General features: G+C 71.4%; 17 protein-coding genes. 14 read left to right on the forward strand and 3 right to left on the reverse strand.

Annotation, left to right across the window (positions count from 1 at the left end; all coding sequences use genetic code 11):
• Positions 1 to 22: 22 nt before the first annotated feature.
• A complete protein-coding gene (locus ACZ67M_RS26850; RefSeq protein ID WP_469853126.1) occupies positions 23 to 1912 on the reverse strand; it encodes a right-handed parallel beta-helix repeat-containing protein in 1890 nt (629 codons plus the stop codon).
• Between the two features lie 387 nt (positions 1913 to 2299).
• Between ACZ67M_RS26850 and ACZ67M_RS26855 the strand changes: the two genes are divergently transcribed.
• Entirely contained in the window at positions 2300 to 3469 is a 1170-nt protein-coding gene (locus ACZ67M_RS26855) for a GntR family transcriptional regulator (RefSeq protein ID WP_469853128.1), read from the forward strand.
• A 16-nt stretch (positions 3470 to 3485) separates the two neighbouring features.
• Here the strand turns inward: ACZ67M_RS26855 and ACZ67M_RS26860 are convergent, their stop codons facing one another.
• A complete protein-coding gene (locus ACZ67M_RS26860; protein WP_469853130.1) occupies positions 3486 to 4268 on the reverse strand; it encodes an IclR family transcriptional regulator in 783 nt (260 codons plus the stop codon).
• 266 nt (positions 4269 to 4534) lie between these two features.
• Between ACZ67M_RS26860 and ACZ67M_RS26865 the strand changes: the two genes are divergently transcribed.
• The 12 genes from ACZ67M_RS26865 (at position 4535) to ACZ67M_RS26920 (ending at position 18295) form a co-directional block, all read left to right on the forward strand.
• Entirely contained in the window at positions 4535 to 5413 is an 879-nt protein-coding gene (locus tag ACZ67M_RS26865; RefSeq protein ID WP_361360318.1) for a fumarylacetoacetate hydrolase family protein, read from the forward strand.
• A 176-nt stretch (positions 5414 to 5589) separates the two neighbouring features.
• Positions 5590 to 6831 carry a mandelate racemase/muconate lactonizing enzyme family protein gene (locus ACZ67M_RS26870; protein WP_469853132.1) on the forward strand — a complete coding sequence of 414 codons (1242 nt, stop codon included), beginning with the start codon at positions 5590 to 5592 and terminating at the stop codon, positions 6829 to 6831.
• Positions 6828 to 7847: a hydroxyacid dehydrogenase gene (locus ACZ67M_RS26875; protein WP_451855769.1), complete on the forward strand. Its 1020-nt coding sequence runs from the start codon at positions 6828 to 6830 to the stop codon at positions 7845 to 7847. Before ACZ67M_RS26870 ends, ACZ67M_RS26875 begins: the two co-directional genes overlap by 4 nt.
• 5 nt (positions 7848 to 7852) lie before the next feature.
• On the forward strand, positions 7853 to 8866 hold the full coding sequence (locus ACZ67M_RS26880) for an aldo/keto reductase (RefSeq protein WP_469853134.1): 1014 nt from the start codon (positions 7853 to 7855) through the stop codon (positions 8864 to 8866).
• A complete protein-coding gene (locus ACZ67M_RS26885) occupies positions 8863 to 9747 on the forward strand; it encodes an amidohydrolase family protein (RefSeq protein ID WP_469853135.1) in 885 nt (294 codons plus the stop codon). Before ACZ67M_RS26880 ends, ACZ67M_RS26885 begins: the two co-directional genes overlap by 4 nt.
• Positions 9748 to 9773: 26 nt before the next feature.
• Complete coding sequence (locus tag ACZ67M_RS26890; protein ID WP_392018585.1) at positions 9774 to 11219, forward strand: hypothetical protein; 1446 nt, start codon at positions 9774 to 9776, stop codon at positions 11217 to 11219.
• A 101-nt stretch (positions 11220 to 11320) separates the two neighbouring features.
• A complete protein-coding gene (locus tag ACZ67M_RS26895; RefSeq protein WP_392104605.1) occupies positions 11321 to 12538 on the forward strand; it encodes an ABC transporter substrate-binding protein in 1218 nt (405 codons plus the stop codon).
• Positions 12539 to 12541: 3 nt separating this feature from the next.
• Entirely contained in the window at positions 12542 to 13453 is a 912-nt protein-coding gene (locus ACZ67M_RS26900) for a carbohydrate ABC transporter permease (protein ID WP_359881433.1), read from the forward strand.
• The gene (locus ACZ67M_RS26905) at positions 13450 to 14292 is read left to right on the forward strand and encodes a carbohydrate ABC transporter permease (protein WP_450732865.1); all 843 of its coding nucleotides are present in this window, start codon (positions 13450 to 13452) and stop codon (positions 14290 to 14292) included. Before ACZ67M_RS26900 ends, ACZ67M_RS26905 begins: the two co-directional genes overlap by 4 nt.
• A gap of 95 nt (positions 14293 to 14387) precedes the next feature.
• The gene (locus ACZ67M_RS26910; RefSeq protein ID WP_361360300.1) at positions 14388 to 14729 is read left to right on the forward strand and encodes an L-rhamnose mutarotase; all 342 of its coding nucleotides are present in this window, start codon (positions 14388 to 14390) and stop codon (positions 14727 to 14729) included.
• Positions 14730 to 14757: 28 nt separating this feature from the next.
• On the forward strand, positions 14758 to 15549 hold the full coding sequence (locus ACZ67M_RS26915) for an SDR family NAD(P)-dependent oxidoreductase (protein ID WP_469853139.1): 792 nt from the start codon (positions 14758 to 14760) through the stop codon (positions 15547 to 15549).
• A gap of 79 nt (positions 15550 to 15628) precedes the next feature.
• Complete coding sequence (locus ACZ67M_RS26920) at positions 15629 to 18295, forward strand: right-handed parallel beta-helix repeat-containing protein (RefSeq protein ID WP_469853140.1); 2667 nt, start codon at positions 15629 to 15631, stop codon at positions 18293 to 18295.
• Between the two features lie 73 nt (positions 18296 to 18368).
• Here the strand turns inward: ACZ67M_RS26920 and ACZ67M_RS26925 are convergent, their stop codons facing one another.
• Entirely contained in the window at positions 18369 to 19118 is a 750-nt protein-coding gene (locus ACZ67M_RS26925; RefSeq protein WP_469853142.1) for a FadR/GntR family transcriptional regulator, read from the reverse strand.
• 125 nt (positions 19119 to 19243) lie between these two features.
• On the opposite strand from ACZ67M_RS26925, the gene ACZ67M_RS26930 reads away from it, so the two are divergent.
• Positions 19244 to 20383, forward strand: coding sequence for a mandelate racemase/muconate lactonizing enzyme family protein (locus tag ACZ67M_RS26930; RefSeq protein ID WP_469853144.1), 1140 nt, complete (start codon positions 19244 to 19246; stop codon positions 20381 to 20383).
• The last annotated feature ends 55 nt before the right edge of the window (positions 20384 to 20438 follow it).

Here is a 20438-nt window from a genome sequence, read left to right on the forward strand (position 1 = left end):
CGTCCGACCGGTCAGGGACGGCTCACTGGGTGTCCCCGTCGGGCATCGGGTAGGGGAAGCCGGCGGTGACGCCGATCTTGTCGTACTCCATGCGGGAGGCGTCGTACCCGTCCTCCCAGTTGGCGTTCTTGACGTCGTTGCACTGGTAGCTCTGGTACGACTGGTCGGTGGTCTTGCCGACCTCGATGTCCTCGAAGGTGAAGCCGCAACCGCCGGCGTCCATGTGGATGCCACGGGTGCCGCTGTCGGGCATCGACTCGTCCGGGATCACGTCGCCTATGACCATCTGGCGCACGTGGTTGTCCATCGGGTACGGCTCGACGTTGTTGACGCCGTAGGTGTAGAAGGCGCCCATGTCGCCGCTGTCCAGGCCGGCTTCGTCGATGCGCAGGTACTCGAAGGTGTTGCCGCGGGCGTAGTTGTCCTTGAGGGCCACTTCGGGGCGCACCTCGAGGCTGATGCCGTAGCGGGCGCTGTGCTTGACGTGGCTGTGGCTGACGGTGTTGTTCCCGGTGTTCATCAGCTCGATGCCGGAGGCGTCGCCGGGGTTCAGCTCGCCGTAGTGGGTGATGTAGTTGTTGGTCAGCAGGTGGCCGTTGGAGGTGTTCCCCTCGCCCGGGTAGGGGCCCTCGACCTTGATTCCGTCGGCGCCGATGTTCTCCAGCAGGCTGTCGCGAACCGTGAGGTGGTCGTTGGCGGCGATGGCGTAGACGGCGTGGTAGCCCGTGTCGGAGATCTTCAGCCGGGACAGGGTGATGTCCTTGCTGTTGGTGAGGGTGACGGCGCCGAAGCGGTTGCGCGGCATCTCGATCTGCCGGTCGTACTCCGGGTACTTGTGCACCTCGCCGGAATCGCCGTCACTGATCCACCCGTTGCGGTACCAGTCGACGAAGTCGCTGTACTGCAGGGCGAGTCCGTCCAGGGTGACGTCCCGCACCCGTCGGTCGGGGTCGGCGCCGGACAGGTCGAACAGGGTCTTGACCGTCGGACGCAGCACGGTGACGTCGTCGATGTCGCCGCGGGGCTTGTAGTACAGCCGGCCCTTCTTGAAGTCCAGGTAGTACTCGCCCGCCTGGTCCAGGAAGTCGAGCGAGTTCTGGAGGAAGTAGCGCGAGCCGCCGCCGGAGTTGTTGAGCGCGTACCGGGTCCAGTACTTGAGGGTCATCTGGTTCTTGGCGGGGTTCCAGTCCCGGATCGGGACCGTGTCGGTGAACCAGCTCCAGCTGCCGCCCGACCAGACGACGGCTTGAGCGTTGCTGAGGTCCCAGTCCGCCTGCCAGTCACCGGGGTTGGAGTACAGCCACTGGTGGACGGCCTCCTTCTCCGGCTCCGGCAGGGTGGAGGTGAGATACGGGGCCCACTCGTCGTCGGACTTGCGGTTGGGGTAGCGGGCGGTGGTGGCGCGCTTGCCGTCCTCGAAGAGGGTGTAGAAGGGGCTGTCCGTGCCGACGTCGGCACGGTAGATGCCGTCCTTGTACTCCTCCCAGCCGGTGACCGGCTGGGCGCCCGTCACGCGGGCCTTGCCGGGGCCGTCGTAGGAGCGGTAGACGACCTGATGGCCGCCGGTGCCCGAGTCGCGGTCGTCGAGTTCGACGGTGCGGCTCAGCGGGTAGTCGCCGGCACGCAGGTTGACGTGGATGTCGCAGCGCATCCTGCCGGGCCGGTTCAGGCCCTTGTCACGGATGTGGTCGCGGGCCTTCTCGATGGTCTTGAACGGCTTGCTCCTGCTCCCCTTGGCCTTGTCGCTGCCGTCGGGGGACACGAACAGCTCGGTGGCCTTGCAGCCGTCGGCCTGGGCGCTCGCGTCGGGTGGGTCCAGGGTGGCGCCGCCGACCAGCAGGGCGCCGGCCGCGAGCAGCAGGGGCAGTCGTCTGGTCCTTCGTCGGACTGGTCGTACCTGGGTGGTGGGCACGAGGTCTCCTTGCCGGGTGGAGTGCGTGATGTCGTGGTCCGGATCCCTGTGGACGGGCCGGTGTGTTCCGTGCCGTCACGGGTGCTGGTGCCGCGCAGGCTCGTGTACTGGTCCGGGGGCGTCGGCGCCGGCCGGCGGCTCGCGTCGGCCGCCGACGGGCCCGGGGCCCGGAGGAGGGGGCCCGCCCCCGAGGTGCTCGCTCCGGCGGAGCACCCGCACGGCACCGCCGTACATGACTAGTGGGTCACTGATCGAGCAACGATAGTTAATATGTTCGTGCCGTGGTGTCGTCAATACACGAGGCTGAACCTGAAATTGATGACCTGAGGGGCGACGCATGCGCGGCCTGTGAGTCATAAGTCGACGCATTCGAGGGAGCGCGGTGCCATGACGGATCCCGGCCTGCCGGCATTTCCCCAGCTCGGTGCGGAGGAGCGGGCGGCCCTGACGGACCTGGCCCGGCAGCAGTCGGCCGGGCTCCGGCTGCGCGGCCGGATCGTGCTGGCGTGTGCCGAGGGGCTGACCAACGCGGAGGTCGCCCAGCGGCTCACGGTCAGCCCGGCCACGGTGGCCAAGTGGCGGGGGCGCTATCTGCGGCGGGGCGTCGCCGGTCTGCACGACGCTCCTCGGCCGGGGCGGCCCCGCAGCGCGGACCGCCGGCAGGCGGAGGCGCGGATCGCGGCAGTGGTCGAGCAGGCCCGCGCCGGTGCTCCGGTGCCCTCGACCCGCTCACTGTCCGACACCCTCGGTCTGTCGCAGTCCACGATCGCCCGGATCTGGCGGGAGCAGCAGGCCGCGCTGCCCGATCCGCCGGCTGCCCGGCCGGACGGTCCGCGCGGGGATGCGGGTGGGGAGGTGCGCGCGGCCGAGGGCGGTCCGGTGCCGGGCACGCCGCGCATGCCGCGGCAGTTGCTCTCCGACCACGTGTACACATTGCTGCGCGACTGGATCGTCGGCGGCCGGCTGGCGCCCGGTCAGCGCCTGGTCGAGTCGGAGATCGCACGCGGTTTCGGCACCAGTCAGGCGCCGCCCCGCGAGGCGATCAAGCGCCTGGCGTACGAGGGGCTGGTCATCTCCCAGCCGCACCGCGGCACCTATGTCGCGCGGGTCTCCGAGCGGCAGGCGCAGGACGTCCGGGACATCCGGGTGATGTTCGAGGAGTACGCGGCCCGCCGGGTGGCCGGCCGGCTGGACGCCGAGCACGCGCGGCTGCTCACCGAGGACGTGGACCGACTGCGCCGGGCCGCGGCCGAGGACGACATCGGCGCCTTCCGCGACGCCGACATGTCATTTCACCGGCATGTGTGCGAAGCGGCCGACAACGCGGCGCTGATCCGCCTGTGGCGCATGATCGAGTCCAGTCTGTGGGACCTGCACGTGCTCGGCGATCCGCGCTATGCGGGAAGCTGGGGCGCGATGGCCGAGCACCACGCCGAACTCCTGGACGTCCTGCGCCGCGGTGACCCGGACGTCGCCGGGCCGATGTTCGCCGACCACGCCGCGGGCGAGACCGCCCGCTACCTTCCCGACCGGTCCGGGCCCGCCCCCGGACGGTGAAGCGACCGCCGCCACCTCACTCCGCCCCGCCCATCCGTCGGACGACACCCTTGATGAGCGCGGCGAGTGCCGCCACCCGCTCGGGTGTGGCCTGGGACTTGAGCAGCGAGGAGCTGACGGCGAAGGGCGGGCCGCCCGTCGGCGGCCCGGGCACGGCCGCCGCGACGCAGACGATGCCCTCGGCGGTCTCCTGGTCGTCGACGGCGTGACCGGCCGAGCGCGTGTCACGCACGTCCGCGAGCAGGGCGTCGAGGGTGGTGATCGACCAGGGTGTGCGGGACTCGAACGGCTCACGGCCGCAGAGCAGTTCACGCACCCCGGCGTCGTCCAGACCGGCCAGCATGGCCTTGCCCAGCGCCGTGCAGGTGACCGGGAGCCTCGCCCCCGCCCTGCTGGTGAGGCGCATCAGGACGGTGCCCTCGTGCACCGCCAGGTAGACGACGTCCGTGCCGTTCATGGTGGCCAGTTGCAGCGTCTCCTCGCGGTCGCCCAGGCGGCCCATCTGCTCCCGGAAGGCGCGGACCGGGTCTAGGGCGTCCAGGTAGGACTGGGCGAGCCCCAGCAGCCCGGGTCCGAGGGCGAAGCCGCCCTCCACGGCCCGGACGAGTTGCCTTTCGTGCAGGGCCGCGCAGATGTTGACGACGGAGGCTCTCGGTATGCCGCCCGCGGCGGCGGCCAGTTGGGCGGGCGACAGTGCGCGGCCGCGGGCGTCAGCCAGCGCGTCGAGGATCGCGCCCGCCCGCAGCACGGCCGGCGCCGGTGCGGCACTGGTCCATAGCGATCGGTCCCGAGTACTCATGGCGCCACACCCTAGTTGTCAGCCTGTTGACTGGTAAAGCAGTCCATTGACAACAAGCGGTGTCGTACACCGATACTGAGCCCACCAGCCCGGAGCGGCGGCGCCACGACGGCGCCGGTCACCGCGAACCCCCGCGCACGCCCGGGAATCGGCACCCGTCCCGTCATGGCGATCACCGCCTCTGCCCTCTCCGCACCCGGCCGAACCGGCCGGACAGGCGTGGCGGGCGCCACGGGCTGCCGGGGCCCCGACCAAGGAAGCGGCACATGAAACTCGTACGGCTCGGAGACCCCGGGCGGGAACGCCCCGCCGTGATCGACGACCGGGGCGTCACCCGGGACCTCTCCTCCCTCACCTCCGACATCGACGGAGCCTTCCTCGCCGCGGACGGCATCGCCCGCACCCGGCGGGCGCTGGCCGAGGACGCGCTGCCGGCGCTGGCGGCCGGGGGGCTGCGCTTCGGGCCACCCGTCGCGCGGCCGGGCGCGGTGGTCTGCGTCGGCCAGAACTACGCGGCGCACGCGGCGGAGTCCGGCGGCGAGCCGCCGTCGCGTCCGGTGATCTTCTTCAAGCCGCCCAACACGGTGGTCGGCCCGCACGACGACGTGGAGATCCCACGCGGTTCCGCCAGGACGGACTGGGAGGTCGAACTCGCCGTCGTCATCGGCCGCACCGCGCGGTACCTGGACTCCCCCGAGCAGGCCCTGGACCACGTGGCCGGCTACGCCGTGTCCAACGACGTCTCCGAGCGCGACTTCCAGCTGGAGCACTCCGGCGGCCAGTGGTCCAAGGGCAAGTCCTGCGCCACGTTCAACCCGCTCGGCCCGTTCCTGGTCCCCGCCGACGAGGTGCCCGACGTCCAGGATCTGCGGCTGCGCTCCTTCGTCAACGGCGAGCCGCGGCAGGACTCCCGCACCACGGACATGATCTTCTCCGTCGCGCAGATCGTGTACGACCTGAGCCAGTACCTGGTGCTGGACCCGGGGGACGTCATCAACACCGGCACCCCGGAGGGTGTTGCGCTGTCCGGCCGCTTTCCCTACCTGAAGCCCGGTGACGCGATGGAGATCGAGATCGAGGGGCTGGGGCGTCAGCGCCAGGCACTCGTCGCCGCCGAGACCTCTTCTCAGTCATCACTTGTATGATACGTTACGACTCGATGAGGGCACGGTTGCGGAACTGATTCCGCCGGCCGCACGACGCCCGTTCCCCTGGCCCGACGGCACGCTCCCCCCACCTCCCGCGCCTCTGGGTTCTCCCCGGCGCGGGACGGGTGGTCCGGCAGGCGGGACGGCGAGGAGAGCTCGAAGAGGGGGAGCAGTTGAAGATCACCGGATTCCGGAGCCTGACGACCGTGCACCGCTGGGGACGTCCCGTCGGGGACGCGAACGGCTTTGTCGCGCAGGGCGTCACCGAGGTCCCGGTCCTGCTGGTCGAGACCGACGGCGGCCTCACCGGAGTCGGCCTCGGCGCGCACGGCGAGGCCCCGCGGGTCTTCCCCGCCCTCGACGGGCAGGATCCGCGCGCCGTCACCACGCTCTACGACCGGATGCTGGCCCACACCTTCAAGAGCGGCCACGCCGGCACGGCCTTCGGCACCATCGGCGCCTTCGACATGGCGCTGTGGGACCTCAAGGCGAAGATGGCCGGCGAACCGCTGTGGCGCACCCTCGGCGCGGCGGACCGCTTCGTGCCCGGCTACGCCTCCGGTCTCGACATCGCGCTGGACGAGGAGGAGTTGGTCCGGCTGTACTCCGGCTGGGCCGCACGCGGCTTCACCGGCGCCAAACTCAAGGGCGGCCTGGACACCGAACGCGACGTCGGCAGGCTGCGCGCGGTCGCCGAGGTGCTGCGCGCCAACACCCGCTCCCCCGCCCTGATGCTCGACGTCAACGAGTCCTGGGGCAGGCACCAGGCCGTACGGCTGCTCGCCCGGATCGAGGACCAAGTCGAACTGACCTGGATCGAGGAGCCGGTGCGCCGCTGGGACGCGAAGGGCCACCGGGCCGTGGGCCGCGCCTCCCGCACCGCCGTCGCCAGCGGCGAGAACCTGACGGGCCTGGAGCAGTTCCGTCCCCTTCTCGCGGCCGACGCCCTCCAGGTCGTGCAGACCGCCGGTGTCTGGGGCATCACCCACTTCCTGCGGGTGGCCACCCTGGCCCACGGCCACGACCTCCCGGTCAGCCCGGTCGGCTACCACGCCAACCCGTTGGCGCACGCCGCCGCCGCCACCCCCAACCACCTGGTCACCGAAGTGCAGGACACCGGCACACCGGCCGGGCTCACGGTGGACCAGGCGATCGAGGACGGCGGCATCGTCCTCGGCGACGCGCCGGGACTCGGCATCACCGTCGACGAGAGCACGCTCGCCGCCCCGGAGGCGGACGCCGGCTGGACCCGTCCCGACGGTCCGCACGTACGTCCCCGCGACGCGGGTCTGCGGCTCGTGCCCGAGCCCGGCCCCCCGGGTCCGGCCACCCGCACACCCGCGGGCACCGCCTCCGCCGCCGTGCCCGGCCCCGTCCACCGTCCCGAGCGCACCGAGAGGGAGAGCACGCCGTGACGCGACCACGTGCCGTCTTCGCCATGAACCCCCGGCTCGTCCGCGCCGTCTTCGACGAGGACGCTCTGGCGCGGCTGCGCCGCGCGGCCGACATCGACACCGAACTGGTCCTCGGCGAACTGGACTCCGCCCGCTCCCGCGACGCGCTGGCCGCTGCCGAGATCCTCGTCGCGGGCTGGGACGCGCCCGTCGTACGGGCCGAGCACCTGCCCCGCACCGAGCGGCTGCGGGCCGTGGTGTACGCGGGCGGGGTCGCCGCCACCTGCCTGGAGGACCCGGCCGCCTTCGCCGCCCGCGGCGTGGTGGCGGCCAACGCCCGCACCGCCAACTCGGGGCCCGTGGCCGAGTACACCCTCGCCATGATCCTGCTCGCCAACAAGCGCGTCCTCGCCGAGGAGCGCCGCTACCGCGCCTCGCGGACCCGCCCCGACCACTTCGGCGCCTACGCCGGACGCGGCAACTACCGGCAGACGGTGGGCATCGTCGGCGCCTCCACCGTCGGCCGCGCGGTGCTCGCGCTACTGCGCCCTTTCGACCTGGACGTCCTCCTGCACGACCCCACCCTGACCGCGGAGCAGGCTCGGAACCTCGGCGCGCGCCTGGTGCCGCTCGACGAACTGATGGCGAGCAGCCGGGTGGTGTCCCTGCACCAGCCCCTGACTCCCGCGACCCGCGGCCGGATCGACGCGGGCCGGCTGGCGCTGATGCCGGACGGCGCGACCCTCGTCAACACCGCCCGCGGTGCCGTGGTGGACCAGGAGGCCCTGATCGCGGAGCTGCGCACCGGCCGTATCGACGCGGTCCTCGACGTCACCGACCCGGAGCCGCCCGACCCCGGCAGCGAACTGTGGACGCTGGACAACGTCGTACTGACGCCGCACCTGGCGGGTTCGCTCGGCGGGGAGCTGCACCGCCTCGGTGACGCCGTCGTCGACGAGGTGGAGCGGTTCGCGGCGGGGCGGCCCTTCGCCCACCCGGAGGACCTCGCGGCCTCCGCCCGTACGAGGGTGTGGTGAGCCGGATGCGTACCCGTGCCCTCACCCGCGGCGCGAAGCTGACCGAACTCGGCCTGGGAGCTGCCCAGTTGGGCAACCTGGCGCGGGAGACCAGCGACCCGGACGCCCAGGGTGCCGTCGACGCGGCCTGGGACAGTGGCGTGCGCTACTTCGACACCGCCCCGCACTACGGGCTCGGGCTGTCGGAACGCCGGCTCGGTGCCGCCCTCGCCCGGCGTCCGCGGGCCGAGTACATCGTGTCCACCAAGGTGGGCCGGCTGCTGGTGCCCAGCCCCCGGACCGCGCACCGCCAGGACGACGGCGGCTTCGCGGTGCCCGCCACCCACCGGCGCGACTGGGACTTCTCCCGGGACGGCATCCTGCGCTCCCTGGAGGGCAGCCTGACCCGGCTCGGGCTCGACCACGTCGACGTCGTCTACCTGCACGACCCCGACGACCACTGGCACGAGGCGTCCACCACCGGCGTCGACACCCTCGTCGAACTGCGTGACCAAGGGGTGGTGAAGGCGGTGGGCGCGGGCATGAACCAGGGCGCGATGCTCGCCGAGTTCGTCCGCCGCGCGGACGTCGACCTGGTGATGGTGGCCGGGCGCCACACGCTGCTCGACCAGTCCGCGCTGGACGAGCTGCTGCCGCTCGCCCGGGAGCGCGGGATCGGCGTCGTCGCCGCCGCCGTCTACAACTCCGGCCTGCTCGCCACCGACCGCCCGCCCTCCGACGCGACCTACGACTACCTGCCCGCATCCCGCGAGCTGATCGCGCGGGCCGCCGCGCTCGCCGACGTCTGCGAGCGCCACGGCGTCACGCTGCCCGAGGCCGCGATCGCCTACCCGCTGCGGCACCCGGCGGTCGTGTCGGTGGTGCTGGGCGCCCGCGACGCGCGGCAGTCCCGGACCAACGCGGAGCGGCTCGCGGCCCGCGTACCCGACGCGCTCTGGGCGGAGCTGGCGGACCTCGGCCTGGTCCCGGAGGTCCCCGGCGCACCGTGCACGCCGTCCGTCCCCGGGGAGGGGTCATGACCGTCGTCGACGCCCACCTGCACGTGTGGGATCCCGGGGTTGCCGCCTACGACTGGCTGGGGCCCGCGATGTCGCCCCTCGACCGCGCCATGCGGTTCCCCGACGCCCGCCGGGGCCTGCGCTCCGCCGGGGTCGACGCGGCCGTCCTCGTCCAGGCGGCCGACAACGACGCGGACACCGACCTGATGCTGGCGACCGCCGCCGCGCACCCCGAGGTCGTCGGTGTCGTCGCCTGGGTCCCGCTGGACGACCCGGGCCGGGCCCGGGCCCGTCTCACCGCGCTCCGCGGCGACCCGCACGTGGTGGGCGTACGCACCCTGCTCCACGAGCGGTCCGACCCGGACTGGATCCTCGGCCCCGACGCCGGCGCGGGACTCGCGCTGCTCGCCGAGGCCGGTCTGACCCTCGACTACCCGACCAGCTCGCCCGCCGCGCTGCGCCACCTGCCCGACCTGGCGGCCCGCCACCCGGGCCTGCGCCTGATCGTCGACCACCTCGGCAAGCCGCCGGTCGGCGGCGGCCGCGAGGACCGGGCCGAGTGGCGCCGCCTGATCGCCGCCGCCGCGCTCCACCCCGGCACGCACGCCAAGGTCTCCGGGCTCTACTCGGCCTCGGGCCCCCTCGACACGTGGACCACCGCCGAGGTCCGGCCGTTCGTCGAGGACGCGCTGGAGCTGTTCGGACCCGAGCGGCTGATGTACGGCGGAGACTGGCCGATCTCCCTGCTGGCCGGAGGCTACGCGCGCACCTGGGAGTCCGTGTGCGAACTCCTCGCCCCGCTGGCCCCCGACGACCGCGCCGCCGTGCTCGGCGGCACCGCCGCCCGCGTCTACCGCCTCGACCCCGCCCTGCTGGACGCCGCGCACCGCGCGGCCGTGTGATCCGCTCCGGAAGGAACGCCAACGCCATGGAACACCACACCACGACGCCGGACACGGCCGCGCTGGCCGGCTGGCTGCACAGCTGGGTGACGGACGAAGGGGCGATCAACGGCTTCCACAACCACAGCGTGTGGGGCACCAACCCGGCCACCTTCCTGGACTTCACCAGCGGGCACACCACGTTCGCGGGCCCGGCCGTCGGCGCCTGGGCCCAGGCCCTGGCCGCGCGGCCGGACGAGCGGGGCCTCGCCCTGCTGCGCCGGCTGCTGCGCCACCAGTGCGCCGAGGTCCAGCCCGACGGGCAGTACGCGCACATCGGCTTCCAGGTCGGCGAGTCCGCGACCAGCGGGCTCATCCACAACGCCGTCGGCAGCCTCGGCATGCTGCTGGCCGTGCGCCACGCCGGCCACCTGCTGCCCGCCGACGAGGTGACCGCCGTACTGACCGCCGTACGGCGCAACCTGGACGCCTGCGAGGTCTACGGCGGCGGACGCCCCGGCGAGGACGGCACCTGCAACCAGGAGTACGCCCGGGTCTGGGTCAAGCAGCTCTACACGGAGCTGAGCGACGACAAGACGTACGCCGACGAGATCCCCGAGGACCTGTCGGAGCTGGTCCGGCTCTTCCACCACCGGGGAGTGCCCGACGCGGACAGCGCCGGGACGTTCCGCACCGTGCGCGACCGCACCGAGGGCGGCATCCTGGAGCCCGCCGAGTACTACGGGCTCATGATCGTGCCGCTGGTGCTGGGGTACCGCGCCCAGGGCGATCCGGAACTGCTCGACGAGGCCCGGCGGTTGTGCCGGCACGTGGCCAGGTCTCCCTGGACGGACGAGACCGGCGCCACCCGCTTCCACCGTTACTGGTACGTGCGGGGCGAGCGCGCGCTGAAGACGGACACGCCGATGCTGATCGCGGGCATGGGGCTGACCCTGTACGGCATCCACGAGGTGCTGGCGGAGGGGCCGGACGCCGAGTTGGAGGCGTTCACCCAGGCATGCCTCGCCACCTACGCCCGCTACCAGACACCGGCCGGCTACTTCGCCTCGGCGAGCGGTTGGCACAACGAGGCCGACATCGCGCCCAGCACCGCCTGGCACGCGCACGACCTGCTGTTCCTGATGGCCCGGTACGGTCCGGACGACGACTTCTGGGACCGGGTGACCGCGCCGCGCGAACGGCAGTCGGTGCTGGTCAGCGATCGCGCGTACTGGGCCGAGTCCGGCGTCCACTGGTCCGTGCGCAGCCCGCTCACCGCGGGCGACCTGCATCTGTACGGCCGCAAGGACCGGGCCGTCTTCGCCCGGGAGTTCTTCGCCTGGACGGACCGCGAGCCACTGCCCGAGGAGCTGCGCCACCCGGACGTCCCCGAGTTCTTCGTCGCCGACGACGGCATCTACCGCGTCGACCGCGGCGAGGCCCCCACCGACATCACGGCCGTCGGCCCCCTGCCCTACCGGGGGCGGCTGTGACCACCGAACGACACCGCCGGCTTTCCCCACCGAGGAAAAGAGAGATGACAATGACGTCAGCCAGAAGAGGGAGCAAGGCGCGCGGTGCCGCGCTTGCCGCCGTGGTTCCGCTGTTTCTCGTCGCGGCCTGCTCGTCGGGCTCCGGCTCGGCGGGGGGCGAGGACGGCGAGATCCGGATGATGGTGAATCTGACGGACAACCTCAACCAGGCCTACTGGGAGAAGCTGGTCAAGCCGTTCGAGGACAAGACCGGTCTGAAGGTGAAGATAGAGGGCCCGACCGGCAAGTCGGTCGCCGAGTCCTTCCCGCAGCAGCTGGCGGCCGGCACCGCGCCCGACGTCATCCAGTCGATCTTCCCGGACGACGACACGGCGCCCGAGCTGATCGACCTGAGCGGCGAGGCCTGGGCCAAGGGCACGCCGATGTTCGACGAGTACGCCATGGGCGAGGCCCACTACGCGGTCGGCGTCGGCACCCAGACGCAGTCGCTGGTCTACTACAACAAGACCGCCTTCGAGAAGGCCGGGATCAGCGAGCCGCCCACCACCTGGGAGGAGCTGACCCAGGACCTCGGCGACCTGAAGAAGGCCGGGTACACGCCGATGCAGACGGCCGGCGACTTCCAGACCGGCCTCCAGCTCCAGCAGATCTACCACCCCACGCTGAATCAGCTGCACCCCGAGTGGCAGACCGCGGTCTCCGGCAAGAAGCTCGAGGTCGGCGACGCGTACCAGCCCGCGTTCCAGATGTACGCCGACTGGATCAAGACCGGATACATCGACAAGAGCGACGTCGGGCTCAGCCCTTCCCAGGCGGACGGCAACTTCACCGCGGGCAAGGTGGGCCTCTACACCAACGGCAGCTGGTTCGCCGCCACCCTGAACAAGGCCAAAAATCTGCCCTTCGAGGTGGGCGTGTTCTCCCCGCCGGCCGCGGACGGCAAGGAGTACCCGGGCCCGCAGGGCGCCACCATGGCCAACCCCTACATGATCCGCAAGGGCATCGGCGACGAGGACGGTGCCAAGCAGCTGGTGGAGTACCTGGTCACCGACGCCAAGGCCATCGAGGCGCAGCTGGGTTCGGACGGGGTGTTCCGCAAGGGCTCCCAGCTCGAGCAGTCCGAGGTCGACGCGCAGATCCAGGGCGTCCTCGACGCCGCTCCCGCACTGGTCGCCGTCGGCGAGGGCCAGGGCAACGTGCGGCTGCCCGTCACCGGATTCAACCCGAAATTCACCGAGGTCGCGCAGAGCCTGTACACCGGCGCGAGCCCGGCGGACGCCGCCAAGAGCATCGACCAGTGGGTCGACGAGAACCGCTGACCCATGGAACGGACAGCTGCCTCGAAACCGCGGGGATGGCGCGACCTGGGCGCCCGCGTCAGCATGGTCGTCCCCGCGGTGCTCATCTACGCCGCCCTGCTGGTCGTACCGGTGATCTACGCGTTCTACTACAGCTTCACCGAGTACAACGGATTCCCGAACCGCGTCCCCGAGTTCGTCGGCCTGGACAACTACCGGTCCATATTCGAGTCCGACGACATGACCGGGACCATGGTGGTCACCGCCGTGGTGGCCGTGGTGGGCGCGGTCGCGGTCAACCTGGCCGCGCTGGGTCTCGCGCTGCTGTTGCAGCGCACCAACCGGTTCAACACCTTCGGCCGGGTCGTCATGTTCTATCCGCACGTGCTCAGCGCGCTGGTCGTGGGCTTCCTGTGGCAGGCCATCCTCGGCCCGCAGGGCGTGGTCAACACCATGCTGGAGAAGGTCGGCACCGACAGCCTGCCCTTCCTCAGCGACCCCGACTGGGCCCTGTGGTCGATGATCCTCGTCATCGTCTGGTCGCTCTTCGGCGTCCAGCTGATCCTCTACCTGGCGGGCCTGCAGGCGGTGCCGGCTGACCTGCTGGAGGCGGCCAGGATCGACGGCGCGAACAGGTGGCAGACCTTCCGTGCCGTCACCTGGCCCTCGCTCGCGTCCACCGTGACGGTCGCCGTCATCACCTCCGGCATCTCGCTGCTCAAGACGTACGACGTGGTGGTGTCCCTGACCGGCGGCGGCCCGGCGGGATCCACCAAGACCCTCGCCTACTCGATCCTCGCCGTCTCCTTCCCGCAGCGGGACATCGGTGTCGCCTCGGCCCAGGCCGTGCTGCTGATCGTCGCCGCCGCGGTCCTGGCCATCACAGTCCTCGTGCTGCGCAGGCGCGCCGAGGACGACGCGGAGTCCATCGGATGAAGAAAACACTCACCTCGGCCGCCACCGTCCGGGTCGCGTTCGTCTCCCTGGTGTCCCTCGGCATGCTCGTGCCGATGTACCTCCTGGTGGTCAACGCCTTCAAGAGCCAGCAGGAGATCCTCGCCAACCCGTTCTCCCCGGGCTTCGGCTCAGCGACCTTCCAGTACCTCGCGGACGCCTGGAACAACCCCGACTTCAGCATCCTGAAGGGCTACGGCGTCACCATCGCGCTGGTCCTCTGCGTGAACGCCCTCGCCATGGCGGTGTGCGCGCCGGCGGCGTACGTGCTGGCCCGCACGCCGAGGCTGCTCTCGCGGCTGCTGCTGTTCTTCTTCATCGCCGGCATGTTCATCCCCACCCAGGTGATCCTGGTGCCGGTCATCTTCGTACTGCGCGCGATCGGGCTGATGGGGACGATGCCGGGGCTCATCCTGTTCATGACGGCCACCACCATCCCGTTCACGCTGTTCGTGTTCTTCGGCTACATCCGGGTGCTGCCCAGGTCGCTGGACGAGGCGGCGGCCATCGACGGGGCCGGAAGGTACTACACGCTGTGGCGGATCATCCTGCCCCTGATGCGGCCGATCATCGCCACGGTCTTCATCCTCAACTCGCTCAGCGTCTGGAACGACTTCGCCAGCCCGCAGATGATTCTCGGTCCCGGCAGCGGCGTCTACACCGTCACCACGGGTGTGTACGCGGCGGTCGGCCAGTACTCCACGGACTACACCAAGGTGTTCCCGACCCTGCTGCTCGCGGTGATCCCGATCCTGGTGATCTTCATCGTGATGCAGCGGCACATCATGAGCGGCCTGGCGGCGGGGGCGGTCAAGGGCTGACCGCCGGCAGGGGGCGGTCAAGGGCTGTCCGGCCTGCCGCCCGCTCGGGCCCGCCGCACCGACAAGCGACCCCTTCCGCGAAGGAGTGACCAGCCATGCCCGCACCCCGCCCACCCCGCCGGGTCGCGTCCGTGATCCGGCTGCGCCCGGAGCACGCCGAGACGTACCGGACGTTGCACCGCGCCGTGCCGCAGCCGGTGCTGGACACGCTCTCGCGCGCCCATGTCACCAACTACTCCATCTTCCTGCGCGAGGACACGCTCTTCGCCTACTACGAGTACACCGGCGAGGACTACGAGGCCGACATGGCCGCCATCGCCGACGACCCGCAGACCCAGCGCTGGTGGACCCTCACCGACCCCTGCCAGCAGCCCCTGGACTCGGCGCGGCCCGGGGAGCGGTGGGTGACCGGCGAGGAACTCTTCCACCTGGACTGACCACCACCCCATGCGAAGGAACACCGTCATGCCGCACACCCCCTCTTCCCGGTCCCCCGAACTCGGCGGTCTCGCGGCCGTCGTCACGGGCGGCGCCTCGGGGATCGGGCTCGCCACCGCCCTGCTCCTGGCCCGCCGCGGCGCCCGGGTCGCCGTCCTCGACCTCGCACCGGACACCCTGTCGGCCACCGGCTCCGAAGCCCTGTTCCCGATCCGGTGCGACGTCACCGACGACGCCTCGGTCCGCGCCGGTGTCGCTGGGGCGGTGGACCGGCTGGGCGGCCTGGACATCCTGGTGAACAACGCGGGCATCGGCGCGCAGGGGACGGTCGCGGACAACGACGACGCCGAGTGGCGGCACGTCCTGGACGTCAACGTCCTCGGCATCGTGCGGACCACCCGGGCCGCGCTGCCCCACCTGCGAGCTTCCGGGCACGCGGCGGTGGTCAACACCTGCTCGGTGGCGGCGACCGCGGGGCTGCCCCGGCGGGCCCTGTACAGCGCGAGCAAGGGCGCCGTGCAGTCCCTGACCCTCGCCATGGCCGCCGACCACATCCGTGAGGGCATCCGCATCAACTGCGTCAACCCCGGTACGGCGGACACCCCGTGGATAGACCGTCTGCTGTCGAGCGCCGACGACCCGGCCGCCGAGCGCACCGCGCTCAACGCCCGCCAGCCGACCGGCCGTCTGGTGAGCGCCGAGGAGGTCGCCGCGGCGGTCGTCTACCTGGCATCGCCGGCGGCGGCCTCCGTCACGGGCACGGCCCTCGCCGTGGACGGCGGCATGCAGGGACTGCGGCTGCGGCCCGCGGACGGCTGACCGAGCCACCGCGCGGCACCCTGCTCCGCATATCGCACCTCCCACGTCAGTCACATGAGAACCGACGAAGGGCACCCCCATGCTGAGAACCCGGCCACGACCGGCCCGGTCCCTGTGGGCCGCGCTCGCGCTGGCGCTGACGGCGGGCGCCGTCGGACCGGCGACCGGGGCCGCGGCCACGGCAGGCACCTCGGCCGCTCCCGGCAAGCTGACGGTCTACGTCTCCGCCACCGACGGGGACGACGCCAACAGCGGCGGCCGCAAGGACCCGTTCCGGACCATCGCCGCCGCCCGCGACGCGCTGGCCGGCCACACGTCGGCCAAGGCCCGCGGCACGGTGCTGATCCGGGGCGGCACGTACGTCCTCGACGACACCGTCGAGCTGAAGGGCGCCGCGAACTCCTGGGTCACCTACGCCCCGTACCGGAACGAGAAGGTGACGATCACCGGGTCGCACGAGCTGCCCGCCGAGGGGTGGAAGAAGCTCACCGACCTCTCCGAGGAGACCCTCGGCCGGCCGCAGTACTCCTCCCACTCCCGTCTGAACACCCCCGAGTTGCGGGAGGGCGTGTGGGTCTACGACCTCGGCGCCCAGGGCATCGACCCGGGGACGCTGTACAAGAACGGCTTCAACTGGGTGCAGGACCCCTTCGCTCCCGAACTGGTGGTCGGCGGTGACACCCAGGTCCTGGCCGAGTACCCCAACTCGAACTCCTGCGCCACCACGGAGACCGACTGTCACCTGTGGGGCACGGGCGACAAGTGGGACGCCGAGGGTCCACGGGACCTCATGAACGTGGACCTCGACGCCCGCTTCGGGCTCCAGGACGACTGGAACTCCTCCGGCACGACCCCGAGGGCGCAGTTCGAGGACAAGAAGCAGCAACTCGACGACCCGGAGCAGCGCGACACCTGGTCGCCGCAGGAGATGCGGCGCATGACGCCGCAGACCTTCACGGTGGGCGGCCGGGCGGCGGCCGGGGACCGCTACAAGAGCTGGGCACCCGAGGCGGTGCCGACGGTGGACGACCTCGGCACCCGCGGCTTCGGCGAGTACGCCGACGTCCCGGTGCAGCTCGACCCGCGGTGGATCGAGGACATCGACAACACGAAGGCCGAGACCGAGGGCTGGCTGTCGGGGTACTTCGGCAACAACTACGCCAACGACATGGTGCGGCTCCTGTCCTGGAGCGAGGACCGGCTGTTCACCAAGTACCCGTCGATGTACATCCCGCAGGACGCGTGGACGAAGGTCAAGGTCCTCAACGTCCTCTCGGAGATGGACACGGCCGGTGAGTACTACATCGACCGCTACGACGACAACGACGTCCTGTACTACCGGCCTGAGAGCGGAACGATGGAGGGCAAGGACGCCACGCTCCAGACCTTCGACAAGAACTTCTTCCTGCTCGACGGGACGCAGGGCGTGACCCTGCGCGGCCTGGCCATGACCGGGTCGCTCGTCAGCGGCGTACAGCTCCTGGACGCCGTCGGCACGCTCGTCGACGCGGTCGACATCTCCAACGTGAGCATGGACGCCGTCCGCATCGGCCGGACGACCGACACCATCACGGCCATGCCGGACTACCAGAGCCTGCGGGGCGGCCACGGCAACGTCGTGCAGAGCTCCTACCTCCACGACCTGGGCGGCGGCGGGGTCCTGCTCGGCGGCGGCGACCGGGCCACGCTGGAACGGGGCGACAACGTCGCCCGGCACAACGAGATCGCGCGCTTCTCGAAGCTGGCCACCTACACGCCGGCGGGCTACCTCTACGGGGTCGGCAACTCCTTCGAGTACAACTACGTCCACGACGCGCCGCACATGGCCGTACAGATCATGGGCAACGACATGCGCGTCAACCACAACCACTTCTACGACGTGGTGAAGAACGCCGGGGACATGGGGGCGGTCTACGCGGGCCGGGACTTCACATACCTGGGCAACGAGATCGCGTACAACCACTTCGAGAAGATCGGCGGTTCCAACGACGCGCTGTACATGGACGACGGCGCGTCCGGTGTGCGCTTCCACCACAACGTGGTGAACGGCTCGAACTCCGGCGTCAACTTCAACTCCGGACACAGCAACACCGCGAACGACAACGTGTTCGTCGGGGTGAAGCACGTCGGACACGGAGGCATCTACCACAAGAAGGGCGAGACCCGGCTGCCGCTGGACAACAGCTGGGTGCTGCACAGCAGGTTCAACACGTTCCTCGACGTCCGCGAGGGCGAGAAGTACAGCGCGACGCCCGAGACGGTGGCGGCCTGGCACGAGCACTACACGGACGGGCGGGCGACGTACTCCGACGGGAAGCCCATCGTGTACCCGCAGGTCGAGCGGTGGTACGTGCCGCGGGTGACCGCGACGGGTAAGGAGTGCACGGCGGCCGACTACGCGACGGTGGGCACCGACGGATGCAGCCGGGCGACGGTGTGGGACGACGCCGACTCGCTCTACGTGCCGTCCGGTGTGGAGATCGACCACGCGGTGGTCGTCGGCGGCGGCTCCGGGTTCGTGGAGACGACCGCGACGTTCACGGAGCCCGCGGCGGAGTACAGCCCGTCGCGCTGGAGCGACAAGGTCAACACCCGTTCGGTGGCGACCGCTTCGGTGGCGGAGACGGGTCTGGACCTGGACACGCTGCGGTTCTCCGGCTCCGGGGCGGTGGCCGAGGCGTACGGGGCCGCGTGGGTCGCGGAGTGGAACCGGCACGTGACCGCGGAGGGCATCGGCCGGCCGTGACCGGCTGAACAGGGCGAGGCGGCCGGGGGACCCGTCCGACGACGGGTCCCCCGGCCGCCTCGCTGTGGCCGTCCTACGCGTCCGGCGCGCCGGCCGGCCGGCGGCGGGCCCACGACGACGTGATGTGCTCGCGCATCGCCTCCGCGGCCGCGTCGCCGTCCCCGGCGAGCACCGCGGCGGCGACCCGGGCGTGTGCCTCGTGGGTCAGCTCGATGTCCTCGCGGGTCGGGTCCCCGCTGTACTGCGGGGAGCGCACGGCCTTGCCCTGGATGCTGGCGACGATGGCCCGCCCGAACGCGTCCCGGGAGACGCGGTGGATGATCTCGTGGAACTCGATGTCCGCGCGCGAGTACGCCTCGGGATCGTCGATCAGGCCCGCGAGTTCGTCGAGCTTGGCGGAGAGCGCCGCCGACTGCTCCTGCTCGATCAGCCCGGCGGCGCGGGCGGCCATCGCGCACTCCAGGGTGGTCCTGATCTCGATGAGGTTGTCCAGGTAGACCAGGCGGTCCTCGCGCTGGAACAGGGCGTCGAGGACGAGTGGGTCGAGCAGGCTCCACTGGTCCTGGCCCAGGACGACGGTCCCCCAGCCCTGACGGGTCGCCACGAGTCCCTTCTCGGCGAGCGTCGTCGTCGCCTCCCGGATCACGGTCCGGCTCACCTCGTACTCCTCGCAGAGCTCACCCGCCGACGGCAGCGCGGTGCCGGGCGGGTACTCACCGAGCACGATGGCCGTGGCGAGGCTCTGGACGACGGCGGCGGCGAGCGGCGGCCGGCGCCGTTGAGGTCGGGACACGGCGGTGGTGTCCGCGGATGGCTTGATCATCTGGTCAGAGACTCCCAATGTTCGTGCAGGTTCGCCCGGCCCCCGCTGTCCAATGACCCCAGGTTAGCCGAACATGCTAAGGTCATCACTCGTATCACAAGTTACGACTCACCCGTGGGAGAGCGATGCGCATCACCGGATACCGGTCCCTTGCCACGGTCCACGAGTGGGGGCGGCCGGTGGGCGACGTGAACGGCGTCGTCGCCGGCGGTGTCACCGAGGTACCGGTCCTGCTGCTGGAGACCGACGAGGGCCTGACCGGAGTGGGTCTCGGCGGGAACGCCGACGTCGCGCGGGTCTTCCCCGCCCTGGAGGGCCAGGATCCCCGCGCGGTGACCTCGCTCTACGACAGGATGCTCGCGCACGTCTTCAAGTCCGGGCACGGCGGGCAGGTGTTCGCCACGATCGGCGCCCTCGACATGGCGCTGTGGGACCTCAAGGCGAAGATCGCCCAGGAGCCGCTGTGGCGGACGCTGGGCGCCGCCGACCGCTTCGTGCCGGGCTACGCCTCCGGTCTGGACTACGCGCTGACCGACGACGAACTCGTCGCGTTCCACGAGCGGTGGGCGCGGCGCGGGTTCACCGGCGCCAAGGTCAAGGGCGGCCTCGACGTGGACCGGGACGTGCGGCGCCTGGCCGCGGTCCGTGACGTGTTCCGGGTCAACAACGACCGCCCCGCGCTCATGTACGACGTCAACGAGTCCTGGGGACGGCACCAGGCGGTGCGTCTGGCCCGGCAGGTGGAGGAGCGCGTCGAGCTGACGTGGATCGAGGAACCGGTCCGGCGCTGGGACGTGCCGGGACACCGCGCGGTCGCGACCGGTGTGCGTGCCGCCGTCGCGACCGGGGAGAACCTGACGGGCCTCGAACACTTCCGGCCGCTGCTGGCCGCGGACGCGGTGGGGGTGGTGCAGACCGGCTCCGTGTGGGGCATCACCCACTTCCTGCGCGTCTCCACCCTCGCCTTCGGGCACGGCCTGCCGGTGAGCCCGGTCGGGTACGACGCCAATCCGGTCGCGCACGCGGCGGCCGCCGTGCCCAACCATCTGGTGACCGAGGTGCAGGACCTGTCCTTCCCGGTCGGGCTGCGAGTGGACCAGGAGATCGCCGACGGCGGGATCGTTCTCGGCGACGCCGCGGGACTGGGCATCGAGGTCGACGAGGAGCGGATCGTGGCGCTGGCGGCGTCGGGCGGGTGGTCCCTGCTGTCGGGACCGCACGTGCGTCCGGCCGACGCCGGCCTCAGACTCGCACCGCAGGCGTGATGAGGGTGCGTCGGAGCCACGTCGGGAGCGCGTCGAGGCCGGGCGGAGGGAAGAG

The sequence above is a fragment of the Streptomyces sp. NPDC107500 genome, assembly GCF_055582785.1.

Bases quoted from the DNA above. Each gene is read 5' to 3' on its own strand.
- ACZ67M_RS26855 (WP_469853128.1), top strand. From the start codon at position 2,300: ATGACGGATCCCGGCCTGCCGGCATTTCCCCAGCTCGGTGCGGAGGAG.
- ACZ67M_RS26860 (WP_469853130.1), bottom strand. From the start codon at position 4,268: ATGAGTACTCGGGACCGATCGCTATGGACCAGTGCCGCACCGGCGCCG.
- ACZ67M_RS26865 (WP_361360318.1), top strand. From the start codon at position 4,535: ATGAAACTCGTACGGCTCGGAGACCCCGGGCGGGAACGCCCCGCCGTG.
- ACZ67M_RS26880 (WP_469853134.1), top strand. From the start codon at position 7,853: ATGCGTACCCGTGCCCTCACCCGCGGCGCGAAGCTGACCGAACTCGGC.
- ACZ67M_RS26885 (WP_469853135.1), top strand. From the start codon at position 8,863: ATGACCGTCGTCGACGCCCACCTGCACGTGTGGGATCCCGGGGTTGCC.
- ACZ67M_RS26890 (WP_392018585.1), top strand. From the start codon at position 9,774: ATGGAACACCACACCACGACGCCGGACACGGCCGCGCTGGCCGGCTGG.
- ACZ67M_RS26900 (WP_359881433.1), top strand. From the start codon at position 12,542: ATGGAACGGACAGCTGCCTCGAAACCGCGGGGATGGCGCGACCTGGGC.
- ACZ67M_RS26905 (WP_450732865.1), top strand. From the start codon at position 13,450: ATGAAGAAAACACTCACCTCGGCCGCCACCGTCCGGGTCGCGTTCGTC.
- ACZ67M_RS26910 (WP_361360300.1), top strand. From the start codon at position 14,388: ATGCCCGCACCCCGCCCACCCCGCCGGGTCGCGTCCGTGATCCGGCTG.
- ACZ67M_RS26915 (WP_469853139.1), top strand. From the start codon at position 14,758: ATGCCGCACACCCCCTCTTCCCGGTCCCCCGAACTCGGCGGTCTCGCG.
- ACZ67M_RS26920 (WP_469853140.1), top strand. From the start codon at position 15,629: ATGCTGAGAACCCGGCCACGACCGGCCCGGTCCCTGTGGGCCGCGCTC.
- ACZ67M_RS26925 (WP_469853142.1), bottom strand. From the start codon at position 19,118: ATGATCAAGCCATCCGCGGACACCACCGCCGTGTCCCGACCTCAACGG.
- ACZ67M_RS26930 (WP_469853144.1), top strand. From the start codon at position 19,244: ATGCGCATCACCGGATACCGGTCCCTTGCCACGGTCCACGAGTGGGGG.